We start from the raw sequence: 18,222 nt of genomic DNA on the forward strand, positions 1-18,222 counted from the left end.
TTAAAGACTCACGGGCGAGTATCAAAGACTCACGGGCGAGTATCAAAGACTCACGAGCGAGTATTAAAGACTCACGGGCGAGTATCAAAGACTCACGGGCGAGTATCAAAGACTCACGGGCGAGTATCAAAGACTCACGGGCGAGTATTAAAGACTCACGGGCGAGTATTAAAGACTCCCTGCCTCCGGTCACTGAGTGTTGGTCATTGAGCAATACCGTTCAGTTAAGCCAAAAAGCCTCATGTAGAGACGCGATTTATCGCGTCTGATAAGACCAATGATCTGCCGCTAATTGAACTTGTCTAATTCCATCAAAATGGTAGGAAAAATATCTCTGGCGGCGTTTTTACCCATGAAGCAGTCCATGTGTGCATAATCTGGAATTACATGGCGCACGTACAAATCGCTACCATTTTTATCACACAATAATTTGTAAGTAATTGCTGAACCTTCTGGTATGAAGAAGGCGTTATCTGCACCGTGAATCAGCGCGATGGGAATGGCTAACCGTTCCAAATGGGGTAAGTAAACATCTTTACCGTGCTGATCTACAATATGTCCTTCGCGCAGAATCAAAGAAATATGTCGGAAGAAAGTAAGATTACCGGGGCCGAAGATCTCATGAACGGCATCATGAGTGGCTTCGTTGAGCTGGGCAATTTTGTACACTTCTCCGTACATGAAAAGAATGCGCCGATCAACAGGATTGTTGTAGGGTTCTTTGGTGGGATATAACCTTAAAACCGCGTCGTAAAGTTTATCTTGCCAATTGGCATGGGTATCGAAGTCTGGGTTGAGAGTGTCTACACCTAAGACTGTCAAAAAGGAAGCTAAACGTAAACCAGCTCTGACTTCGTTGAGAGTTGCGGCTTTGGGATGGGTCGTCAGTTGGGAGCAAACGGCAGAACGTACTCCCTCAAGACCTGCTAGCATCGCCATTTGAAAGGACATAGAACCAACACAGTGTCCTACGACCTGGACTGTTGGCGCTCCAGTTATGGTACGCACTTGCTCAACTGCGGCTGGCCAATCGTAAAGGGCAATCTCATCCGCTGAAAATTGAGTTGTAGCTGAGGGCAAATCAGCACTGGCTCGATAATCAAATAACCAGACATCATAGCCTTGAGCATACAAGAACTCTGGTAGGTTTGTTTCTACGGTGTCAATGGAAAATGCCAAGGTCGAAGTACCAAAGCCTGGTGCTAACATAACTGGGCCTTTCGTTCCGCCTTGATACCGAATCAGTCGCAGTTGGACTCCATCGCTAGTGTTGAAGAAATGCACTTGGGGCGCTGACATCCGTAAGGGACGCTTTTGGCGTGGTGGTGCATCTGGATCAAATATTTTTGAAGGAGCAAAGATGCCACCGTAAACGTTAAAAAGAACTCCGGCAAAAAAGCTACCGAAGCGGACAGCTTCTTCGAGTTTTTGCTGAGGACTGATGGCGTTGGTAACTTGCAACGTAGACATTTGATGCAGGAAATCTGCGGGGAGAATCTTTAAAATTCCCTGTCCCAGTACTGGACTATTGAGACTGTCGCCGTCATGTACGGTGATGTACAAGGTGGTAGTGTCTGTCCAGAGGTCAAAACCAGGATCGTTGTGTACGACTTTGAAACCTTCAAAGTAGTAAATTTGACCATCCTCGGCAGTCATCTTCATGCGATAGACCATGCGGCGCGTGTTTACGCTGTCTGGGTCAACGATAAATAAGTTAAATTCGCCATCGGTAACTGTGAGAGGTTTGGGTGATAAAGCTGGTGCGGTGACAGTGCCAAACATTTTGGCTTTGTGGCTTTCATCCGTGAGCATCTTGTCCAAGTCGTCGGAGGTGACGGTAAGGGTAAATTCAAATTTGGAATTATCCTGTTTACCCTGCTGAGATGCTTTTTGATAGTCGTCGTTTGTGACTGCTGTAGAAAAATAGCCACGCATGGTTTCGGTGAATTGAATCCCTGCTTTGGCTGGTGTGGTTGTGGTTGTTGCCATTGGACACCTCGATTGTTAATGATAAAGATGAAAAATCTCACGCAAAGGCGCAGCGAAAAGTTCCTCGAAGCCGGGTTTCCCGGCGTAGGAAACTTTTCAAGACAGAGGCGCAAAGGAAAATTCATAAAATCATCTCGCATTTAAGCAACGCAGATTCCGTATTTGGGTAGCAAGTCGTGGGTGATGTAGAAGTGATGAGATTCTAAAGCGTCGTGAAATTTCTTCCAGTTGCTTGTCAAAAAGTTGGGGTGATAGGGATACTTTTCGTCTCCTCTATCTATTGATTTTTCGGTACCAAGGGCGGAAAACTTCCAGGAATCTTTGCCTTTGGGGATATAGTTGATATCGGCTTTGCCAAAGCTGAATTTACCTCCAGCGATCGCATTTAACCATTTCTGGTGACGCATGTTACCTTTGTCATCTGTGATACTCTCCAACATGAGGGCAATTAAGGTCTGATCTGGTTCTGGCAATCCCGGTACAATGGCATCTGGCTCGCCTAGCAAATATCGCTGCATGGCTTTGCACATATTGTCTGCGGCTTCTAGAAAGTCTTGAGGATTGTTTCTGGTAATTTGCTCGCCTCTGCCGTTGAAGTAACCCCAGCGCAAGAATGGCTTATCAGGATGAGTCAGAACAGAACCATGTCCCAAGGGTAAAGCTTCACTAATAAAGTAATTCTGGAGACGATCCATTAGCTTGCGATCGGGTTTACCATCTTCATCTAGGAGCTTTTTGGCTTCATTCACTCGATGGTTAACCCCGGCAAACCCCTGGTGCGCCCAGGTATCAACGTAGACATGCATGGTGATACCTAAACGATGCAGACCGTAGGGAGTGTGACGATGTTCTATACACTCCTTCACCATTTCTTGAGCCACATAGCTATTAGGGCGACAAATTAGTTTGTCGATAAAGCTTCCTTGGGGATCTTGACTTGCTGGTAGTCCGCCGTTACCTGGCAAAAAATGAAACGGAATCCAAACACGATAATTCGCTAGTTCTTCAAAGTTGCGATAGTCCAGCATCTTATGGGCAGAACTAATGCGGTTAAACAGTGCGCCGTTGTCAAACCGAATGAATCCGTCGTTGGTAGCATCGTCTACGTATTGGGCACTGTAGGCGATGATACTAGCGGCTTCATGCTCAAATCCAGCTAATCTTGCTGCAACGTAAGTGACAGTATGATGAAAGTCGATTTGCATATTTAGTTAGTAGTCAGTGGTCGGTGGTCGGTGGTCAGTGGTCGGTAGTCAGTAATCAGTAACAACTAACAACTGACAACTAAGAACTAACCATCTAAACGTAGACTTCTGATAATGTGCCAGCAAAGAAGCGACTAAAGCGATCTAGTGCTTGTAGACGTTCTGTGGAATTGGCGGCGTTGGTGACTTTTAAGGTGGTCATTTGTTTGATGAAATCGACGGGCTGAATTTTGAGAATGCCTTTACCCAAGACTAGAGTGTTGCTACTGTCGCCGTCATAAACAGTGATGAAAAGAGTGGTGGTGTCAGACCATATATCAAAGCCTCGGTCATCGTGAATTTGTTTGAAGCCCTCGAAGTAGTAAGTTTGCCCTGCTTCTGTGGTCAGGTGCATCCGATAACGCATCTGTCGGGTTTTCTTTTGGTCTTGTTCTTGAATAAACAAATTGAAATTACCATTAGTGACTGTTAATGGTTCCGCCGCCAAAGCAGGAGCTGTTACCGTACCAACTATCCGAGCAGGGTGGTTGGGGTCGTTAAGTAAGTGTTCTAAGTCATCGGCAATGACTGTGAGGGTAAATTGTAGGGGAGAGTTGTCTTTTTTGCCCTGCTGTGATGCACGCTGATAATCGTCATCTTTGACTTGAGTTGAAAAGTAGCCACGCATGGTTTCGGTGAACTGAATGCCAATTTTGGCGGGTGCAGTTGGGGTTGAATCACTAGGCATCGAAGGTAGGTTGTAGTTAATTGTCCAGCCCCGGTCTTGAGCAATGAGGGCACAGCAACGCTCTGCTACGGCAGAAATTGTTAGTAGTGGATTTACGCCTAGAGTACGGGGAATTACGGAACCATCGGAAACATAGAGGTTTTCGTAAACGGCTGTACCTTGGTTGCTAGAAAATACTTGTCCTTTATGGTTGACTACACCGTGTGCGCCGTCTTCTGCCATGATGCAGCCACCTAGAGGATGGACGGTAACTAGATCATGACCAAATAAATTAGTCCAAATAGGGTTGGGAATTTGTGTTCCGCCTAGAGGACGAGTTGCTTCTGCGAGGCGATCATTGACTCGCTGAAAAATCGGTTGTTTGCCGACATTTTCCCAGCGAATCCGGAGACGGTCATTTTCTAAGTACATCTGCCCGGCTGCATCATCATGTGTCATTACTAGGTAAGTCTGGGTATTGCGAACTGCGCCTGTGTAAGCACCGTGGGCTAAACTTTCGGCTTCCCGTAACTTTTCTTTGAGGCGATCGCCTAAACCCTCGTCAGTATCTTTACCCAGGATTCTGCCAGCTGTAGCAAAGGTTTCTGGTAAAAAGGCAGCTAGCGCGCCAGGAATTGAGCCTTCTTCTATAACCATGCCGTTATCTAGCCGTGGTTGTTCGCGCATATCGATAATGCCGCTGATGCAAGGGCCCACAGGTTCGTCAAGAGGACGATTGCCAAAGCCAACGCCATTAATTTTTTGCTCAGTGTTATAGCCGAAGGCCAGCACGTCGCCATTGCCTGTAAAGTTGTGTCCTAGTTGGTTAGACAGTGCTAAACCTGCTTGTTGCGATCGCAGTAAAATTTCTGAAGAACCGAGAGTACCGGCCGCTAAGACAACAATATCGGCACTCACGAACATTGTCGGAGCATCGAATTTTTCTTGTCCAGCATTGAGTAATTGGAAGTGAACTAACCAGCGATCGCCTTGGCGTTCAATTTGCCGCACGGATACTTGTGTATAAATTTCTGCACCGTGATTTGCAGCATCAGGCAGGTAATTCATCAAAACGGTGTTTTTGGCTTTATTGTTGCAACCTGAGACACAATCACCGCAGAGATTACAAGCCTTTTGTTCTACGCCTACATGATTCACCCCATCTTGAAAAGTCACATTAATGGGTGGTCGATAAAAATTTTCATTCAAGTACTCAGCAGATTTTTCCAAGGCTTGTAATTTTGGCAAAGGCGGAAAATCTTCTGGATATGAGTTGGGTTTGAGCATTTCTTCTGCACGACGATAACCCTCTGCCACTAGGGTATCTACATCATCACGCAGTTCTTGAGGCCAACGCTTGTCTGCGAACACACGAGGTTCGGCTTGCAATGAAACGTTGGCATTGACAAGGGATGTACCACCCAATCCACAACCAACGAAGACGTTAATATCTTGATTAACGTGAAAATCGTACAAGCCTGTACGCGAACCGATACGTTTGGCAGGTAAATCTACTTGTATTTCTCCTACCGCTTTGGTGTCAGTATTGGGATATTCACCTGGTTGAAATTCTTTGCCTCGCTCTAGTACACACACTTGCTGTCCAGCTCTTGCTAGGCGCGAAGCAGCAATACCACCGCCATAGCCAGAACCAATAATCACAACTGTATAGTGATTTTTTAAGTTTTCAATAGGGCTTGATAAATGAGTCATATATATCAATCCTGGAAAATTGTGAACATAGCAAAATAAGCTTTACCTACATTCAGATGAAGAGGAAAGCTGATCAGACAAAGAGTTTAGATTAACAAAGCGTGATTTTCGTAAGACTACTGCTGTTGTACTTCAACAGTATTCAAGGCGGTTCCGTAAATACCGCAGATCAGAAAATATTGCTGCTAATTGTTTATAAAAAAATAAGGTTTGAAAACAAACTTATCTGGTACTGCTTTAAAAATTTAAGCAATACCTTTTATAGAGTTATCGGAGTGGATTAGGGATTTATGCAAGTTCGCCAAGAACTTTACATTTTATTACTTTTAAATCCCTGACGTTAGCAACGTTTACTTCTGAGTTGCCATGAGTTAAGAAAGTTTAATTTACACATGGGAATGTTATATGGAATTTAAAACATTAGCGTAACACTACAGACAAAATTTTTAGTAAGCAAATAGTTAATTTTTATTGCTTACTATTCATCCCTCTTGCTATTTTTACCACCATTTTTCTAGGTGTAAATCTTACAGCTTCAGCAAGTAACTTATTTTTCACACCAGGGACGACAACAGTTTTGTTTGCCATTAAACCACGGTAGCTAATCTTAGCTACAGTTTCCGCATCCATAATTTTCTGACTAGTAACTAATTTAGATTCTTCCATCGCTGCTCTTTGTTGAAAACCAGATGCTGTCGTTCCTGGACAAACCACGGTTACAGTCACACCTGTACCTTCTAATTCATTAGCGATCGCTTCTGAAAATGATAATACATAGGCTTTTGTGGCAAAATAAACTGCCATCAAAGGCCCTGGCTGAAATGCTGCACCTGAAGAAACGTTTAATAGTTTCCCAGAGCCTTGCTTGACCATATCTTTGAGAAATAACTTAGTTAAATGGGTAAGGCTGACCACATTTAGCTGTAGCATCTGTAACTCTGTAGCAATATCTGTTTCGTAAAAGAATCCATAAGTCCCAAATCCAGCATTATTTACTAGCACATCAACTTTAATTCCCGCTTGTTGTACTTTTGTAAAAATTTCTGCTGGGGCTGTTGGTATAGATAAATCCTTAACAATAATTTCAACTTTTATGCCTGACTTTTTTGTCAATTCTTCAGCAACTTGAATTAACTTTTCTTCACTTCTGGCGACTAACACCAAATTGTAACCATCGTTAGCAAATAACTTGGCTAATTCGTATCCAATTCCACCAGATGCACCAGTAATTAGAGCAGTTTTCTCCCTGCTTAAGTGAGATGTTGTATTCATAAATCAAGAAACTTTTGTATTTAATTTGCTTGAGTTGATGAATCTCTTATACTGTAAAAATACGCTAATGGCTGGTTTGTAAAGTAAATATAGCAATTCTATTTGATCTTTGAAAAAGAGCCAGGGAAAATACAGCGGGTGTAGAAGTCTAACAAAAGACAATGATAAACCAGTATGGACAAGGCGTAATGCAGACTTCAGAGTTGTTCAACAAACCATACTACTTCAGGGAGTAGCAACTGCGATCGCATTGTTAGCCTATGCAATGCCATTGTCAGTCGATACAATCGCATTGTTGGTCGATAAAATCGAATTGTTAGTCAATAAGCAATAAGGTTCGGATCACGACCTTAATATTAGGGGTGCATTTCTTCACCTCTTGGCAAATTTAGCCAGTTCTGTGGGAACTGTACTAGCAGCGATCGCAGTCATTTGGCTGAATTGGACTTGGGCGGATGGAGTCATCAGTTTAGTCGTGGCGGGATTAATAGCCTTATTTGCTGCTTATTTTGTGATTCACGGCGTTCATTGTCTGTGTGGTCAGGTCGCTGATATTACCAATACTTCCTGCATCTGTGATCTGCAAGTAGGAGCGTGTGACGATCGCCAACATGCAGAGCAGTTATTATTTCCATCTTTACGAATAATTGATATGTCGCAAACATTATTTGAATTAGTATTAAATCGGCACAGCAACATTCTTAAGAATATTCATTGGCCCTTGGCTTTTGAGAAGTTGCATTTCTTGTTCGTTTCGTACTAACAATGCACCCGCAAATCCTAATGAGTTGATAGAGATAGACTGGAAATGCTCCTGCGATCGCGGTACGATAAACATCCATTCTCGTGTAGCTAACAAATTGTAAGCACCAGACTGTTTATTATCATTAACTGCATCTAAACCTACAGCACGCAATAAGGCGTGATAACGTTCTAGCAAAGCTTCTGCTGCTGTTAACGGAGACTGTACCCAATCGGGGTCTAAGAGTGCAAAAGCATGTAAAAAAGGAAGCCCCGGTATAGTTGCAATAGCATCCTGAAACTTGGCCGATGCTAATAGCGGTTCAATAGGTGTTTGCGAACCTGAAGGCGCAAGAGGTAGCGGTACGAGTTGTAAGTGCTTGTGTCGCTGACTAGCACCTGCAATTTTGCCACCGTTGTAGAATGCTAAACCGTCAAAGTCAGCTATACATGCCCATAAAGCTGCAAAATCTTCTTGGGTGAGTAAACTTTCCTGTTCCTCAAAAGCACGGGTAATGATTAATAGATGATAATCAACAACGTTAAATTTATTCAAAATACATACATGAGTGTCGGAAATATCCGCAACAAACAAATCCTCTTCATAGGGAAGGAAGGGATTAAATTCTTTTCCAGAGTTAGCAGTTTGTTTCTCTTGTTTTTCCTTAGCTGCTTTTTTGCGGTTGAGATTAGATAAAATCCGTACTAAAAATAGCACACCATCCTGTTCTACAAATTCAAACTCAGTCGGTATTGACAGTAGCGCCCCACATTGTAAAGCTTGTGTAGTTTGTTCTTTGACACTTGTCCATAAAGTGCCAGATTTCAGCAATATTTTTCCTTCAGGCATGGTGAAATATTTTGTGCATGTTTTTATATACGAGACAATACGTTAATTCCAACTTTTTCATTAAACTTACTTACATTAGAATCAAGGTAATTCCTCATCATATAAGCATGAAGAATTGTGTCAGGTTTATAGTTCCAACGTGCTGGTAAATGTCCTGTAACAGCATCTACGTAGTCGAAGTTGAGATTTTCATAAAGTAACCACTTTGGTTGCCCAAAATCTAATAATGATCTTTTACACCATCTGACTTGAAGACCAAACTTATCATATTTTCTACCTACACTCTTCCAAATTTGTTTTTGTATACTAAAGCCAAATTTTTCATCACTATATTTTAACCACATTGCGTCAATATTTTGGATAATTTCAAGCGGTATCTTATTGACATAAGAAGAATCAATATAACATTCATTCATGCTTTTACTAAATCTTCCCCATTCATTTGCTTCAAGCATAATCGTCAAAGTCTCTTCATCTGCATCTCTCCAAGCCCCTTGATGCAGAAAGTTTTCCAAGTTTGTATAGTCTATGTTATTATCGGTAGATTTGACATTATTTATCAAACTTACAGGTTTAAGTTTAAGTGGATAAACTTTATTTTCTAATTGTTTAAATTGACTGGGGTTTTGCTTAGTATTATTAATATTTTTTCTTATAAATTTGTTTTGTTTAAGAACTGGTATATTTGCTTGTGAAAAATCTTCTAATTTAATTGCAATTAATCCTTCCTTAAACGCACTCTCAAATGTATCTTGATTATTTGAAAGTTCATATCCTAATCCATCATAAAAGCCTTGAGCAAAGACAATTGCGGCTTTGTCTCCGATTGGTTGATTCATGCCAACTGTGTATTCAATATGTTGACTAATTGCTTCAGCAGGTTTTGCTGAATAGCAAGCATTGAGCAATACACACTTTACATAATCTTTATGTGACTCAAATAACGCTGCTAATCCCTCAGGCGAAACTAATTTATTGTCTCCTCCATCGTCCTCTAATATTAAGCTTCCATCCTCCATACCGTGTCCGCAAAAATGAACTATTTTAGGTCGTTCTTCTGCTATTGCTCTACGGATATCTTGGGGACGTACAGCAGTTCTAATTTTAGTAGAAAATAAATTCCTTTTCACAGAGCGTATTATAGCTTCTTGGATTTCCCGAATCTCTGTATCGAGACGTAGACCATGAGGAATTGCTGTCAAAATCAATATTTTTTGTTGCATGATTAAAATTTAATATATAAATTTCTCAAGAACTAGGCTCTACTGTAATCTATCCAGTATTTTTTATATAGTAATAACTTAGAAGCAATGATAAACGATAAACCTAATCTAAATCAGGTTCAATGCCAAGCGCTTTCAATTGTGCTATTAACCTTTGCGTTCGCTGTCTTTCTTGTTCTATAGAAGTTGATACCCAGTTGCCTTTGTGATCATACCAACGTAACCAAGGCTGTTCTACATCTTGATAGCATCCTTGCCATACACCCAAACCTAAATTTAGTTCAGGTATCCAAAAGCGTGATTCAGGCAAGGCCACCTCAGCATAACGACCCCCATCTAGCTTAAACATCTTAAACTCATATTTATAGCGATCAAATACAGCGTAATAGGGAACGTGCAGAATCTGTTCATTTCTTTTATCGAAAAGGACGGGAAACCTTTTGCTCCAGTGGGCGTGGTTTTTTATTACAAAATGTAAAAACCCCACTCATTTTCAGGTGGGGTTATCAAAAATTATTTTGTTAAAACTTGGTTATGCTTGCCTTAAAACAAACTCATGATTGTGATGATACTAGCGCTGGTAAAAATGATCAAAGCACCCATAGTTATAGATTCGCCTAATGCATTGGGGAGTTTGGTATTATTCATTTCAGTAAAATTCTTTAAATTGTGAGTATTCTTTAACAATATCAGTCACAGTATAAATATTTATAAAATAATGATAAAACTTAAAATGCCGTAAATTTTCTTAGTAAAAACTAGTGCATTTACTCAGGTATAGAGCAGGGAATAGGCTTGAAAGTTCCTTGGTGTAAGGATTTTATATCTTAATCTAGGTGACCACTGCCATATCATAAATTTAGACTTCTTGCAGAAGTGGGGTAAAGGGTAAAAGTATGGAATTTTTTCTTTATCTTTAACCTTTCCCCAATGTCTTTTGTAAAAATTTCTGGACTACAAATACACACATCAAAAAGGCTCAAGCATTCTTGCCTGAGCCGTTACTCAATCCAATTAATTTTTTGGACTAATGTGTTAGCTTAAAAAGCTAAATCTCTAAAGCTTAGTAGCGGTTACGGAAACTGTTATTTCCGCCACGGCCACCACCACCAAACGAACCTCTATCTTCTTTAGGCTTAGCCTTGTTAACTTTGAGGTCACGTCCCATCCATTCAGCACCATCAAGAGCTTCAATGGCAGCTGTTTCTTCTGCATCTGTACCCATTTCTACAAAACCGAAGCCGCGTACACGACCTGTTTCACGGTCGGTAGGTAGCTGAACACGTTTTACAGAACCATATTCTGCAAACACTGCATTCAGGCTCTCTTCTGTAACTTCGTAAGAAAGATTGCCTACGTAAACTGACATAGATTGTCTCCAAAATCATAAGTGTGTAGAGATGTAGATTTCGGAGAAAAGTCTGTGAATACCAAAGGGGAAAAGCCTATCAATAATAAAAACAAACGCGGTCGCCGAATTAACTCTCACTTCCCATGATTACATAACTAGTGAATATTTAGGAGAGTAATTGTAAAAACCGTTAGAAAAAGTTATGTAAGCACTAAGAAATACAGTATGAGTATTAATGCTCTTGAGAACCATACTCTTACACTGTATTACACGCAAGCGATCGCCGTTATAGTCATTAATATATAGTATGTAGGAAAACAGCGAATAAATACTAATTACTAACTTAATATGATTAAAATCCTCCATCTCTCCGATATCCACATGGGAAGCAGTTTTTCCCACGGACGAATCAATCCAGCAACAGGATTGAACACACGGTTAGAGGATTTTGTCAAAACTCTATCTATATGCATTGACCGAGCGCTGTCAGATGCAGTGGATTTGGTCATATTTGGCGGCGATGCCTTTCCGGATGCCACCCCGCCGCCGTATGTGCAAGAAGCCTTTGCCAGTCAATTTCGCCGCCTCGTAGATGCTGATATTCCCACTGTACTGTTAGTAGGCAACCACGACCAACATTCTCAAGGACAGGGAGGAGCAAGTTTAAACATTTACCGCACCCTAGGAGTGCGAGGGTTTGTTGTTGGTGATACGTTAACTACTCACTATATCTCTACTCGTAATGGTAGTGTCCAAGTAATTACCTTACCCTGGTTGACTCGTTCGACGCTGATGACTCGTCAAGAAACAGAAGGTTTGTCTTTATCAGAAATCAATCAACTATTAACAGATCGGCTACAAGTAGTTTTAGAGGGGGAAATTCGTCGTCTTGACCCCAATGTACCAACGGTTCTTTTGGCTCACTTGATGGCTGACAATGCTACCTTGGGAGCCGAGCGCTTTTTGGCGGTGGGTAAAGGCTTTACTTTACCTTTGTCTTTGCTGACGCGACCTTGTTTTGATTATGTAGCTTTGGGACACGTCCACCGCCATCAAAATTTGAATAAATCCAACAACCCGCCGGTGATTTATCCAGGGAGTATTGAGCGAGTAGATTTTAGTGAAGAAAAAGAAGACAAAGGCTATGTGATGATCACACTAGAACAAGGACAAGTTGATTGGGAATTTTGTCCTTTGCCAGTTCGGACTTTCTGCACAATAGAGGTGGATATCTCAAAAGCTGATGATCCTCAAGCTGCATTAATGAAAGCGATCGCCAAACGTGAGATTCAAGATGCTGTAGTTCGGCTAGTTTACAAACTCCGGTCTGAACAGATGGATGTAATTGATAGCGCCTCCCTACATACTGCCTTAAATCCTGCTCACACCTACACCATTCAAGCAGAATTGGTTAGTCAGTTAGCTCGACCCCGTATTCCCGAATTAAGCGCTAGTAGTGGTATTGATCCAATGGAAGCTTTAAAAACCTACTTAAATAATCGCGAAGACCTCAAAGATATAGCAACTTCAATGCTAGAAGCAGCACAAAAGTTACTAACAGATGATGTGGAAATCTGGCTAGAAACAGCAACTAATGAATAGGATAGATATAGCTATTGTCAGATAGTTTAGGACATAAACTGATCATAAAACCCTGATACCAAAAGATTTTCAAGCTTATCGCCTATTCCCTATTCCCTGTTCCCTACTATAATAATGACACCTGAAGAAATTGCAGCTACGCTGACAGAATTATTTGAGCCGACAGATGTACAAGCGATCGCTCCTACATCATGGCAAGTAGAGACTGCTACTTTTCGGTTATTGGTACTGCTATCTGAAGATTATACTTGGCTACGAATTTTACTACCAATAGCACCAATCCAAGAAGCTCAAGCATTTTTAACACAGTTTTTAGAAGCTAATTTTGATGATACTCAAGAAGTCCGCTACGCTTTGCATGAAGGGGTAGTTTGGGGAATCTTTCATCACAACAGCGTCACTTTGGTGAGTGCAGATTTTAAGAGTGCGATCGCTCGACTTTTGTCTTTATATAAAGCTGGTTTAAATAATGTCTTCAATCGATTAATTGAAAGCCGTATCCGGCAAATCATCCAGGCTGCAAAACAGCAGGGGCAATCACTTCCAGCTACTATGCAAACCCTAGAACGCTTTTATGCAGAGGGCTTGCTGGGCGAAATCAATCAAACATCAGCGGCGCGAGAAGAAGTGCTAGCTGTTTGGCAACGTCAGTTAGAACGCTTGTGGAATGAGGTAGATCAAATCCTTGAATAGTAATCATTCATAAATATTTATCTATATGGATTACGAATATATTATTTTAATTTATAAAGAGGTCTATTGATTATGGATATCATTGAAATCCTCAAAGAAGACTATCAGAGGTTTCCAGCTAACCAAACATATAGCATTTATGCAGAAGATGTTTATTTTCAAGATCCATTAAATAAATTTAATGGTGTTGAACGCTATAAAAAGATGATTAAATTCATCCAAACTTGGTTTATAAATCCCCAAATGGATTTGCACAATATTCAACTTTTGGGAAACACAATTAAAACCGAGTGGACACTCAGTTGGAACACTCCTTTACCTTGGAAACCGCGCATTTCCATCGCTGGCTGGAGTGAATTAGGACTTAATTCTGATAGTTTGATTGTTTCCCACATTGATTATTGGAAATGTTCCCGCCTAGATGTGCTGAAACAAAATATATTCCCTAATTACTCCTAACTATTGTGTAGTTGGCATTTGAAAGCTCAAGCGCCAACTACGAACCTTGACAAATTAGTAGACAAGACCAAGCTATTTCTTGTTTAAATGTCTACCAAATTAATAGTAATTTCTAGCCCTTCAACGCCTTTCTAAAGTTTTGACGATAAGATTTATTACTAATAAATAAAGCTGGCCACAACAGAGATAAGCCTAGACGATTAGGTAGACTAGGACTAAAATTAGTCCGTTTAAAGCCAGTCCAGAACTTCCAAACACCACCTACATAAACTACTATTAAACCAAAAACAATTAATTTACCCATTCCCATCAACTCCGTTAGTAACTGATAGAATTCGAGTGAAGTATTCTCAAGTTATGCAGATAGTGTATACTTATACACAGATGACATTGGTTAAAACCATCAGTCTTTGACATCTGAGTCACTTGATGATAAATTCCCTTATTCCAGTTTAAAGTAGCTTTCTACATCACAGCTAATTAGTAACAAAGAATCTGTCGCATTTTTTTCGGAAATTGGTATAAAGGGCTGACTACGAACTCTTCATAATTGAGTGAGAGTTGCGTTACTACCTTGTCAACAACTGCCGTCGCAGCAAATCTAACGCTGTACTTGCACTTACGTGACGAATTAAAGCACGTCCCCGCATTGTCCCAAACCGATATTCAAAACTCACAACTTCATCTTTTGGCCCAGCTAAACCGATATAAACTAGACCGACCGGCTTGTTGTCCGTCTCCCCGCTAGGGCCAGCAATACCAGTGATACTCAATCCCCAAGTAGTTGCAAGGCGTGTTTTTACCCCAACTGCCATTTGCTCGGCAACAATAGCACTTACCGCCCCAAATTTATCTAAATCTTCAGGGTTAACTCCCAATAGCCCAACTTTTACCGAGTTGTCATAAGATATTACCCCACCCCAAAAGTAATCAGAACTTCCAGAGACTTCAGTTAACATTTGTCCTAGTCCGCCGCCAGTGCAAGATTCTGCTACTGATAGGGTTTCTTTGCTTGTTCGTAACAATTGACCAACTATAGAAGCCAAGGTGTCGTGATCTGCACCGTAATAATTTAATCCAGCAATTTCTTTAATTTGTTTCTCAATCGGCAAAATCAAAGCTTCTGCTGCCGCTTCACAAGCAGCTTTTGCAGAAATTCGCAGTCTAACTTCCCCCTTGCCTGCATAAGGCGCTACTGTGGGGTTGGGCAAGTTAAAATAAGGCGCAACTTTTTCTGCCAAAGCAGATTCACCGATACCCCAAAACTTTAAACTCCGGCTGTAAATAATTTCTTTGCCCCAGCCTTGGCTTTTGAGAAAGGGTACTGCTGTTTCTTCCCACATTCGATGCATTTCTGATGGTACACCAGGAAAAGTGAAAATCGTAATTTCGGAACGCGGTTGCCAGATGATACCGGGTGCTGTACCAGTGAGATTGGGTAAAATTTCCGCGCCTTGGGGAATCAAGGCTTGTTTGCGGTTACTTGGTGTCATAACCCGACCGCGTTGGGTAAATTTCTGAGTTATGTCTTCGATAATTTCTGGGTGTTCTACCAAAGCGACACCAAAAAAATCAGCGATGGTTTCGCAGGTTAGGTCATCAGGGGTAGGGCCAAGTCCACCAGTAAAAATGAGAATTTGCGCTCTTGAAATAGCAATTTCTAGAACTTGCTTCAATCGTTCTGGGTTATCTCCCACCACTGTTTGATAGTAATGAGGAATACCTAGCTGTGCTAATTGCTGGGCAATAAATTGAGCATTACTGTTGAGGATATCTCCTAGCAGCAGTTCTGTACCAACACAAATAATTTCTGCACTCATCGGAAGCAAGCGTTATCAATTAAACCAGTGAACAGTGAATAGTAAACAGTAAACAGTGAATAGTTATCAAGTGGCTTGTGACTGGTAACTGATAATTTAAGATTGTCTAGAAAGTTTCCAAACACGCCAAATCGCATAACCTAATAGCGAAGTTGTACCACAGGCATAAGCAATGCCACTGGGTATGCCAGCGATCGCTAATGCCAAGCTTCCCACCCACAAAGTCAAAGAATAAATGAACAAAACCGTCCATCGATGAGATAAACCTGCCTTTAACAGTCGGTGGTGTAGGTGGCGTTTATCCGCTGTAAAAGGTGATTTACCACGGCAAATTCGTGCCACAATCACTGCTGACATATCTACAATTGGCACTGCCAAAATGATATAAGGCAAAATTACGGCGGTAAAAGCAGGGATTTTCACCAGACCAATTACACCCACAGATGCTAAGGTAAATCCCATAAAATAAGATCCGCCATCTCCCATAAAAATTTGTGCAGGGTTGAAATTGTAGCGGAGAAATCCCAGCGATGCGCCAGCTAAAGCAGCAGCAATCAGGGCTGCTGCTGGTTGATGCATTAACAAAGACACAAATAGCATCACTACGGCGGCAATTCCAGATACTCCAGCAGCTAAACCGTCTAAACCATCAATCCAGTTAATGGCATTGACCATCCCTACCAGCCAGATAATTGTAATAGGCAAACTCAGCCAGTCGAGATCAACTATCCCGATTGTAGGAATGCTAATGAAATCTATACTTACGCCTGCTTTCCACGCACCAGCCGCAACAACTATTTGCATGAGCAGGCGTTTTAAAGCAGATAAATTTAATAAATCGTCTGCTAAACCAATCAAAAAAAAGCCAAGACCGCCTAAGGTGACACCCCAAATTTGCCATTCTTTTTCAGCGGGTAGATTATCAAATCCACCCAACCACCAAACAACCATTAGGGAAATGATAGTACCTGCAAAGATAGAAACTCCTCCCAGGCGTACCATTGGGTGTTTGTGGACTTTGCGATCGCCAGGTTGGTCGACACGTCCACTTTTGATACCAATGTTTTTAACATCAGGAGTAGTCCAAAGAACGACTACTGCGGCGACAAGGAAGGCAATCAGATGATAAATCTGAGGAAGCATCTGTATCTTTAAATAAGTAGTTTGCTAAGACAAAAATGTGTGGAGGGAGCTTTCTACCTGATATCTACTACATCTCAAATTTTTATCACTAGGAGAATTTTAAATTGGAAGTTAGAAGTTATAAGTTGAAAATTTTCAACTTATAACTTCTTCCTTAGACTAATGCTGCTACAGGAATTTCCAAGTGGGGGTATAAGGGGAAGCGATCGCACAATGCTGCGACTCGTCGTCGACAATCTTGAGCAACTGTTTCTGAATCTGGAGCCAGCAGGCGATCGGCAATAATATCACCAATCTCGGTAAATTCTATTTCTCCCAATCCTCTTGTAGTCATTGCTGGAGAACCCAAACGCAGTCCACTAGTTACAAAAGGTGACTGCGGATCAAAGGGAACAGTATTTTTGTTTGCGGTAATATTCACTGCGCTCACTAACTGATCCGCTTGCTTACCTGTTAATCCAATAGACTGTAAATCTACTAGCATTAAATGATTGTCAGTACCATTAGATACCAGTTTTAAACCCCGGTTTTGTAGTTGGCTTGCTAAAGCACGGGCATTGTCAATAACTTGAGCCGAATAAGTTTTAAACTCTGGTTTGAGAGCTTCACCAAATGCTACTGCTTTACCAGCAATAACATGTTCTAAAGGGCCACCTTGAGTGCCAGGAAAAACTGATTTATCGAGTTTTTTACCGAGTTCGGCATCGCGGGTCAAGATTAATCCTCCCCTAGGGCCGCGGAGAGTTTTATGGGTAGTTGTTGTGACTACATCACAGTGAGGAATTGGATCGGGGTGCAAACCAGTAGCAACTAAACCAGCGATATGAGCAATATCCGCTAGTAAATAAGCGCCGATTTCATCAGCAATGCTGCGGAATTTTACAAAGTCAATCACACGAGGATAAGCTGAATAACCACAAATCAGCAACTTCGGACACTCCTTGAGCGCCAGTTCCCGAATTTGGTCATAGTCCAGTTGTTCTGTTTGTTGACTAACGCCATAATGACAAACTTGAAACCACTTTCCTGAGACATTCACAGGTGAACCGTGGGTTAGATGCCCTCCGTGAGACAAATCCATTCCCATGATTTTGTCTCCTGGCTCTAATAGGGTCAGGAAAACTGCAAAATTTGCCTGTGCGCCTGAGTGGGGTTGGACGTTTGCATGAGCAGCGCCAAATAGCTGTTTAGCCCGGTCAATTCCCAGTTGCTCAACTTGATCAATAAATTCACAACCGCCATAGTAGCGTTTACCAGGCAATCCCTCGGCATATTTATTTGTCAATACCGAACCTTGAGCAGCAAGTACCGCAGCAGAAGTAAAATTTTCACTAGCAATTAACTCCAAGTGGTCGCGTTGACGTTGTAGTTCTTGGTTGAGTAATTGCGCGATCGCGGGATCTGAGTTAGCCAAAAAGTCTGAATTAGTCTTAGTCACTTAAACTATCCTTGTGG

At 41.5% G+C, this 18,222-nt stretch carries 16 protein-coding genes and 1 pseudogene; 5 read left to right on the top strand and 12 right to left on the bottom strand.

Annotated features, from left to right (window positions below; all coding sequences use genetic code 11):
* The coding region (locus I8751_RS19335; protein ID WP_214440740.1) for a hypothetical protein at positions 1-269 on the top strand (269 nt) is incomplete at its 5' end.
* A 19-nt stretch (positions 270-288) separates the two neighbouring features.
* Here the strand turns inward: I8751_RS19335 and I8751_RS19340 are convergent.
* The 4 genes from I8751_RS19340 to I8751_RS19355 all read right to left on the bottom strand — a co-directional run bounded on the left by I8751_RS19340 (position 289) and on the right by I8751_RS19355 (position 6,885).
* A complete protein-coding gene (locus I8751_RS19340) occupies positions 289-1,989 on the bottom strand; it encodes an alpha/beta hydrolase (protein WP_214440741.1) in 1,701 nt (566 codons plus the stop codon).
* Between the two features lie 140 nt (positions 1,990-2,129).
* A complete protein-coding gene (locus I8751_RS19345) occupies positions 2,130-3,194 on the bottom strand; it encodes a DUF6765 family protein (protein WP_214440742.1) in 1,065 nt (354 codons plus the stop codon).
* A 94-nt stretch (positions 3,195-3,288) separates the two neighbouring features.
* Positions 3,289-5,613 (bottom strand): GMC family oxidoreductase N-terminal domain-containing protein, encoded by a 2,325-nt coding sequence (locus I8751_RS19350; protein ID WP_214440743.1) that lies wholly within the window; start codon positions 5,611-5,613, stop codon positions 3,289-3,291.
* A 468-nt stretch (positions 5,614-6,081) separates the two neighbouring features.
* Entirely contained in the window at positions 6,082-6,885 is an 804-nt protein-coding gene (locus I8751_RS19355; RefSeq protein ID WP_214440744.1) for an SDR family NAD(P)-dependent oxidoreductase, read from the bottom strand.
* Between the two features lie 379 nt (positions 6,886-7,264).
* Between I8751_RS19355 and I8751_RS19360 the strand changes: the two genes are divergently transcribed.
* Positions 7,265-7,648: a hypothetical protein gene (locus tag I8751_RS19360; protein ID WP_225894263.1), complete on the top strand. Its 384-nt coding sequence runs from the start codon at positions 7,265-7,267 to the stop codon at positions 7,646-7,648.
* Here the strand turns inward: I8751_RS19360 and I8751_RS19365 are convergent.
* The 4 genes and pseudogenes from I8751_RS19365 to I8751_RS19380 all read right to left on the bottom strand — a co-directional run bounded on the left by I8751_RS19365 (position 7,565) and on the right by I8751_RS19380 (position 11,068).
* Positions 7,565-8,476, bottom strand: a complete 912-nt coding sequence (locus I8751_RS19365; RefSeq protein WP_214440745.1) for an ATP adenylyltransferase family protein — start codon at positions 8,474-8,476, stop codon at positions 7,565-7,567. The two genes, I8751_RS19360 and I8751_RS19365, sit on opposite strands and share 84 nt — an antisense overlap.
* Before the next feature lie 23 nt (positions 8,477-8,499).
* Positions 8,500-9,699, bottom strand: a complete 1,200-nt coding sequence (locus tag I8751_RS19370) for a GUN4 domain-containing protein (protein ID WP_214440746.1) — start codon at positions 9,697-9,699, stop codon at positions 8,500-8,502.
* Between the two features lie 103 nt (positions 9,700-9,802).
* Positions 9,803-10,108, bottom strand: a pseudogene (locus tag I8751_RS19375) (hypothetical protein); the annotation flags it as partial.
* Between the two features lie 654 nt (positions 10,109-10,762).
* Positions 10,763-11,068: an RNA recognition motif domain-containing protein gene (locus tag I8751_RS19380; protein WP_214440747.1), complete on the bottom strand. Its 306-nt coding sequence runs from the start codon at positions 11,066-11,068 to the stop codon at positions 10,763-10,765.
* Positions 11,069-11,398: 330 nt separating this feature from the next.
* Between I8751_RS19380 and sbcD the strand changes: the two genes are divergently transcribed.
* From sbcD to I8751_RS19395, 3 genes are all read left to right on the top strand, one after another.
* Complete coding sequence (sbcD, locus tag I8751_RS19385; RefSeq protein ID WP_214440748.1) at positions 11,399-12,652, top strand: exonuclease subunit SbcD; 1,254 nt, start codon at positions 11,399-11,401, stop codon at positions 12,650-12,652.
* Positions 12,653-12,766: 114 nt separating this feature from the next.
* On the top strand, positions 12,767-13,345 hold the full coding sequence (locus tag I8751_RS19390; RefSeq protein WP_214440749.1) for a hypothetical protein: 579 nt from the start codon (positions 12,767-12,769) through the stop codon (positions 13,343-13,345).
* Positions 13,346-13,417: 72 nt separating this feature from the next.
* A complete protein-coding gene (locus I8751_RS19395; protein ID WP_214440750.1) occupies positions 13,418-13,804 on the top strand; it encodes a DUF2358 domain-containing protein in 387 nt (128 codons plus the stop codon).
* Positions 13,805-13,916: 112 nt separating this feature from the next.
* On the opposite strand, the gene I8751_RS19400 is transcribed toward I8751_RS19395, so the two are convergent.
* The 4 genes from I8751_RS19400 to glyA form a co-directional block, all read right to left on the bottom strand.
* Positions 13,917-14,108, bottom strand: a complete 192-nt coding sequence (locus I8751_RS19400; RefSeq protein WP_214440751.1) for a hypothetical protein — start codon at positions 14,106-14,108, stop codon at positions 13,917-13,919.
* A gap of 265 nt (positions 14,109-14,373) precedes the next feature.
* On the bottom strand, positions 14,374-15,624 hold the full coding sequence (locus tag I8751_RS19405; RefSeq protein ID WP_214440752.1) for a competence/damage-inducible protein A: 1,251 nt from the start codon (positions 15,622-15,624) through the stop codon (positions 14,374-14,376).
* 96 nt (positions 15,625-15,720) lie between these two features.
* Positions 15,721-16,767 carry a glycosyltransferase family 4 protein gene (locus tag I8751_RS19410; protein WP_214440753.1) on the bottom strand — a complete coding sequence of 349 codons (1,047 nt, stop codon included), beginning with the start codon at positions 16,765-16,767 and terminating at the stop codon, positions 15,721-15,723.
* A gap of 154 nt (positions 16,768-16,921) precedes the next feature.
* The gene (gene glyA, locus I8751_RS19415) at positions 16,922-18,205 is read right to left on the bottom strand and encodes a serine hydroxymethyltransferase (protein ID WP_214440754.1); all 1,284 of its coding nucleotides are present in this window, start codon (positions 18,203-18,205) and stop codon (positions 16,922-16,924) included.
* Positions 18,206-18,222: the final 17 nt, after the last annotated feature.

Origin of the sequence: Atlanticothrix silvestris CENA357 (assembly GCF_016056295.1) — a bacterium.
Lineage (GTDB): Bacteria > Cyanobacteriota > Cyanobacteriia > Cyanobacteriales > Nostocaceae > Atlanticothrix > Atlanticothrix silvestris.

Excerpts from the sequence above, each read along its gene's own strand:
- sbcD (WP_214440748.1), top strand. The coding sequence starts at position 11,399 with ATGATTAAAATCCTCCATCTCTCCGATATCCACATGGGAAGCAGTTTT.
- I8751_RS19395 (WP_214440750.1), top strand. The coding sequence starts at position 13,418 with ATGGATATCATTGAAATCCTCAAAGAAGACTATCAGAGGTTTCCAGCT.
- I8751_RS19355 (WP_214440744.1), bottom strand. The coding sequence starts at position 6,885 with ATGAATACAACATCTCACTTAAGCAGGGAGAAAACTGCTCTAATTACT.
- I8751_RS19350 (WP_214440743.1), bottom strand. The coding sequence starts at position 5,613 with ATGACTCATTTATCAAGCCCTATTGAAAACTTAAAAAATCACTATACA.
- I8751_RS19400 (WP_214440751.1), bottom strand. The coding sequence starts at position 14,108 with ATGGGTAAATTAATTGTTTTTGGTTTAATAGTAGTTTATGTAGGTGGT.
- I8751_RS19390 (WP_214440749.1), top strand. The coding sequence starts at position 12,767 with ATGACACCTGAAGAAATTGCAGCTACGCTGACAGAATTATTTGAGCCG.
- I8751_RS19405 (WP_214440752.1), bottom strand. The coding sequence starts at position 15,624 with ATGAGTGCAGAAATTATTTGTGTTGGTACAGAACTGCTGCTAGGAGAT.
- I8751_RS19365 (WP_214440745.1), bottom strand. The coding sequence starts at position 8,476 with ATGCCTGAAGGAAAAATATTGCTGAAATCTGGCACTTTATGGACAAGT.
- I8751_RS19410 (WP_214440753.1), bottom strand. The coding sequence starts at position 16,767 with ATGCTTCCTCAGATTTATCATCTGATTGCCTTCCTTGTCGCCGCAGTA.
- I8751_RS19370 (WP_214440746.1), bottom strand. The coding sequence starts at position 9,699 with ATGCAACAAAAAATATTGATTTTGACAGCAATTCCTCATGGTCTACGT.
- I8751_RS19340 (WP_214440741.1), bottom strand. The coding sequence starts at position 1,989 with ATGGCAACAACCACAACCACACCAGCCAAAGCAGGGATTCAATTCACC.
- I8751_RS19345 (WP_214440742.1), bottom strand. The coding sequence starts at position 3,194 with ATGCAAATCGACTTTCATCATACTGTCACTTACGTTGCAGCAAGATTA.
- I8751_RS19380 (WP_214440747.1), bottom strand. The coding sequence starts at position 11,068 with ATGTCAGTTTACGTAGGCAATCTTTCTTACGAAGTTACAGAAGAGAGC.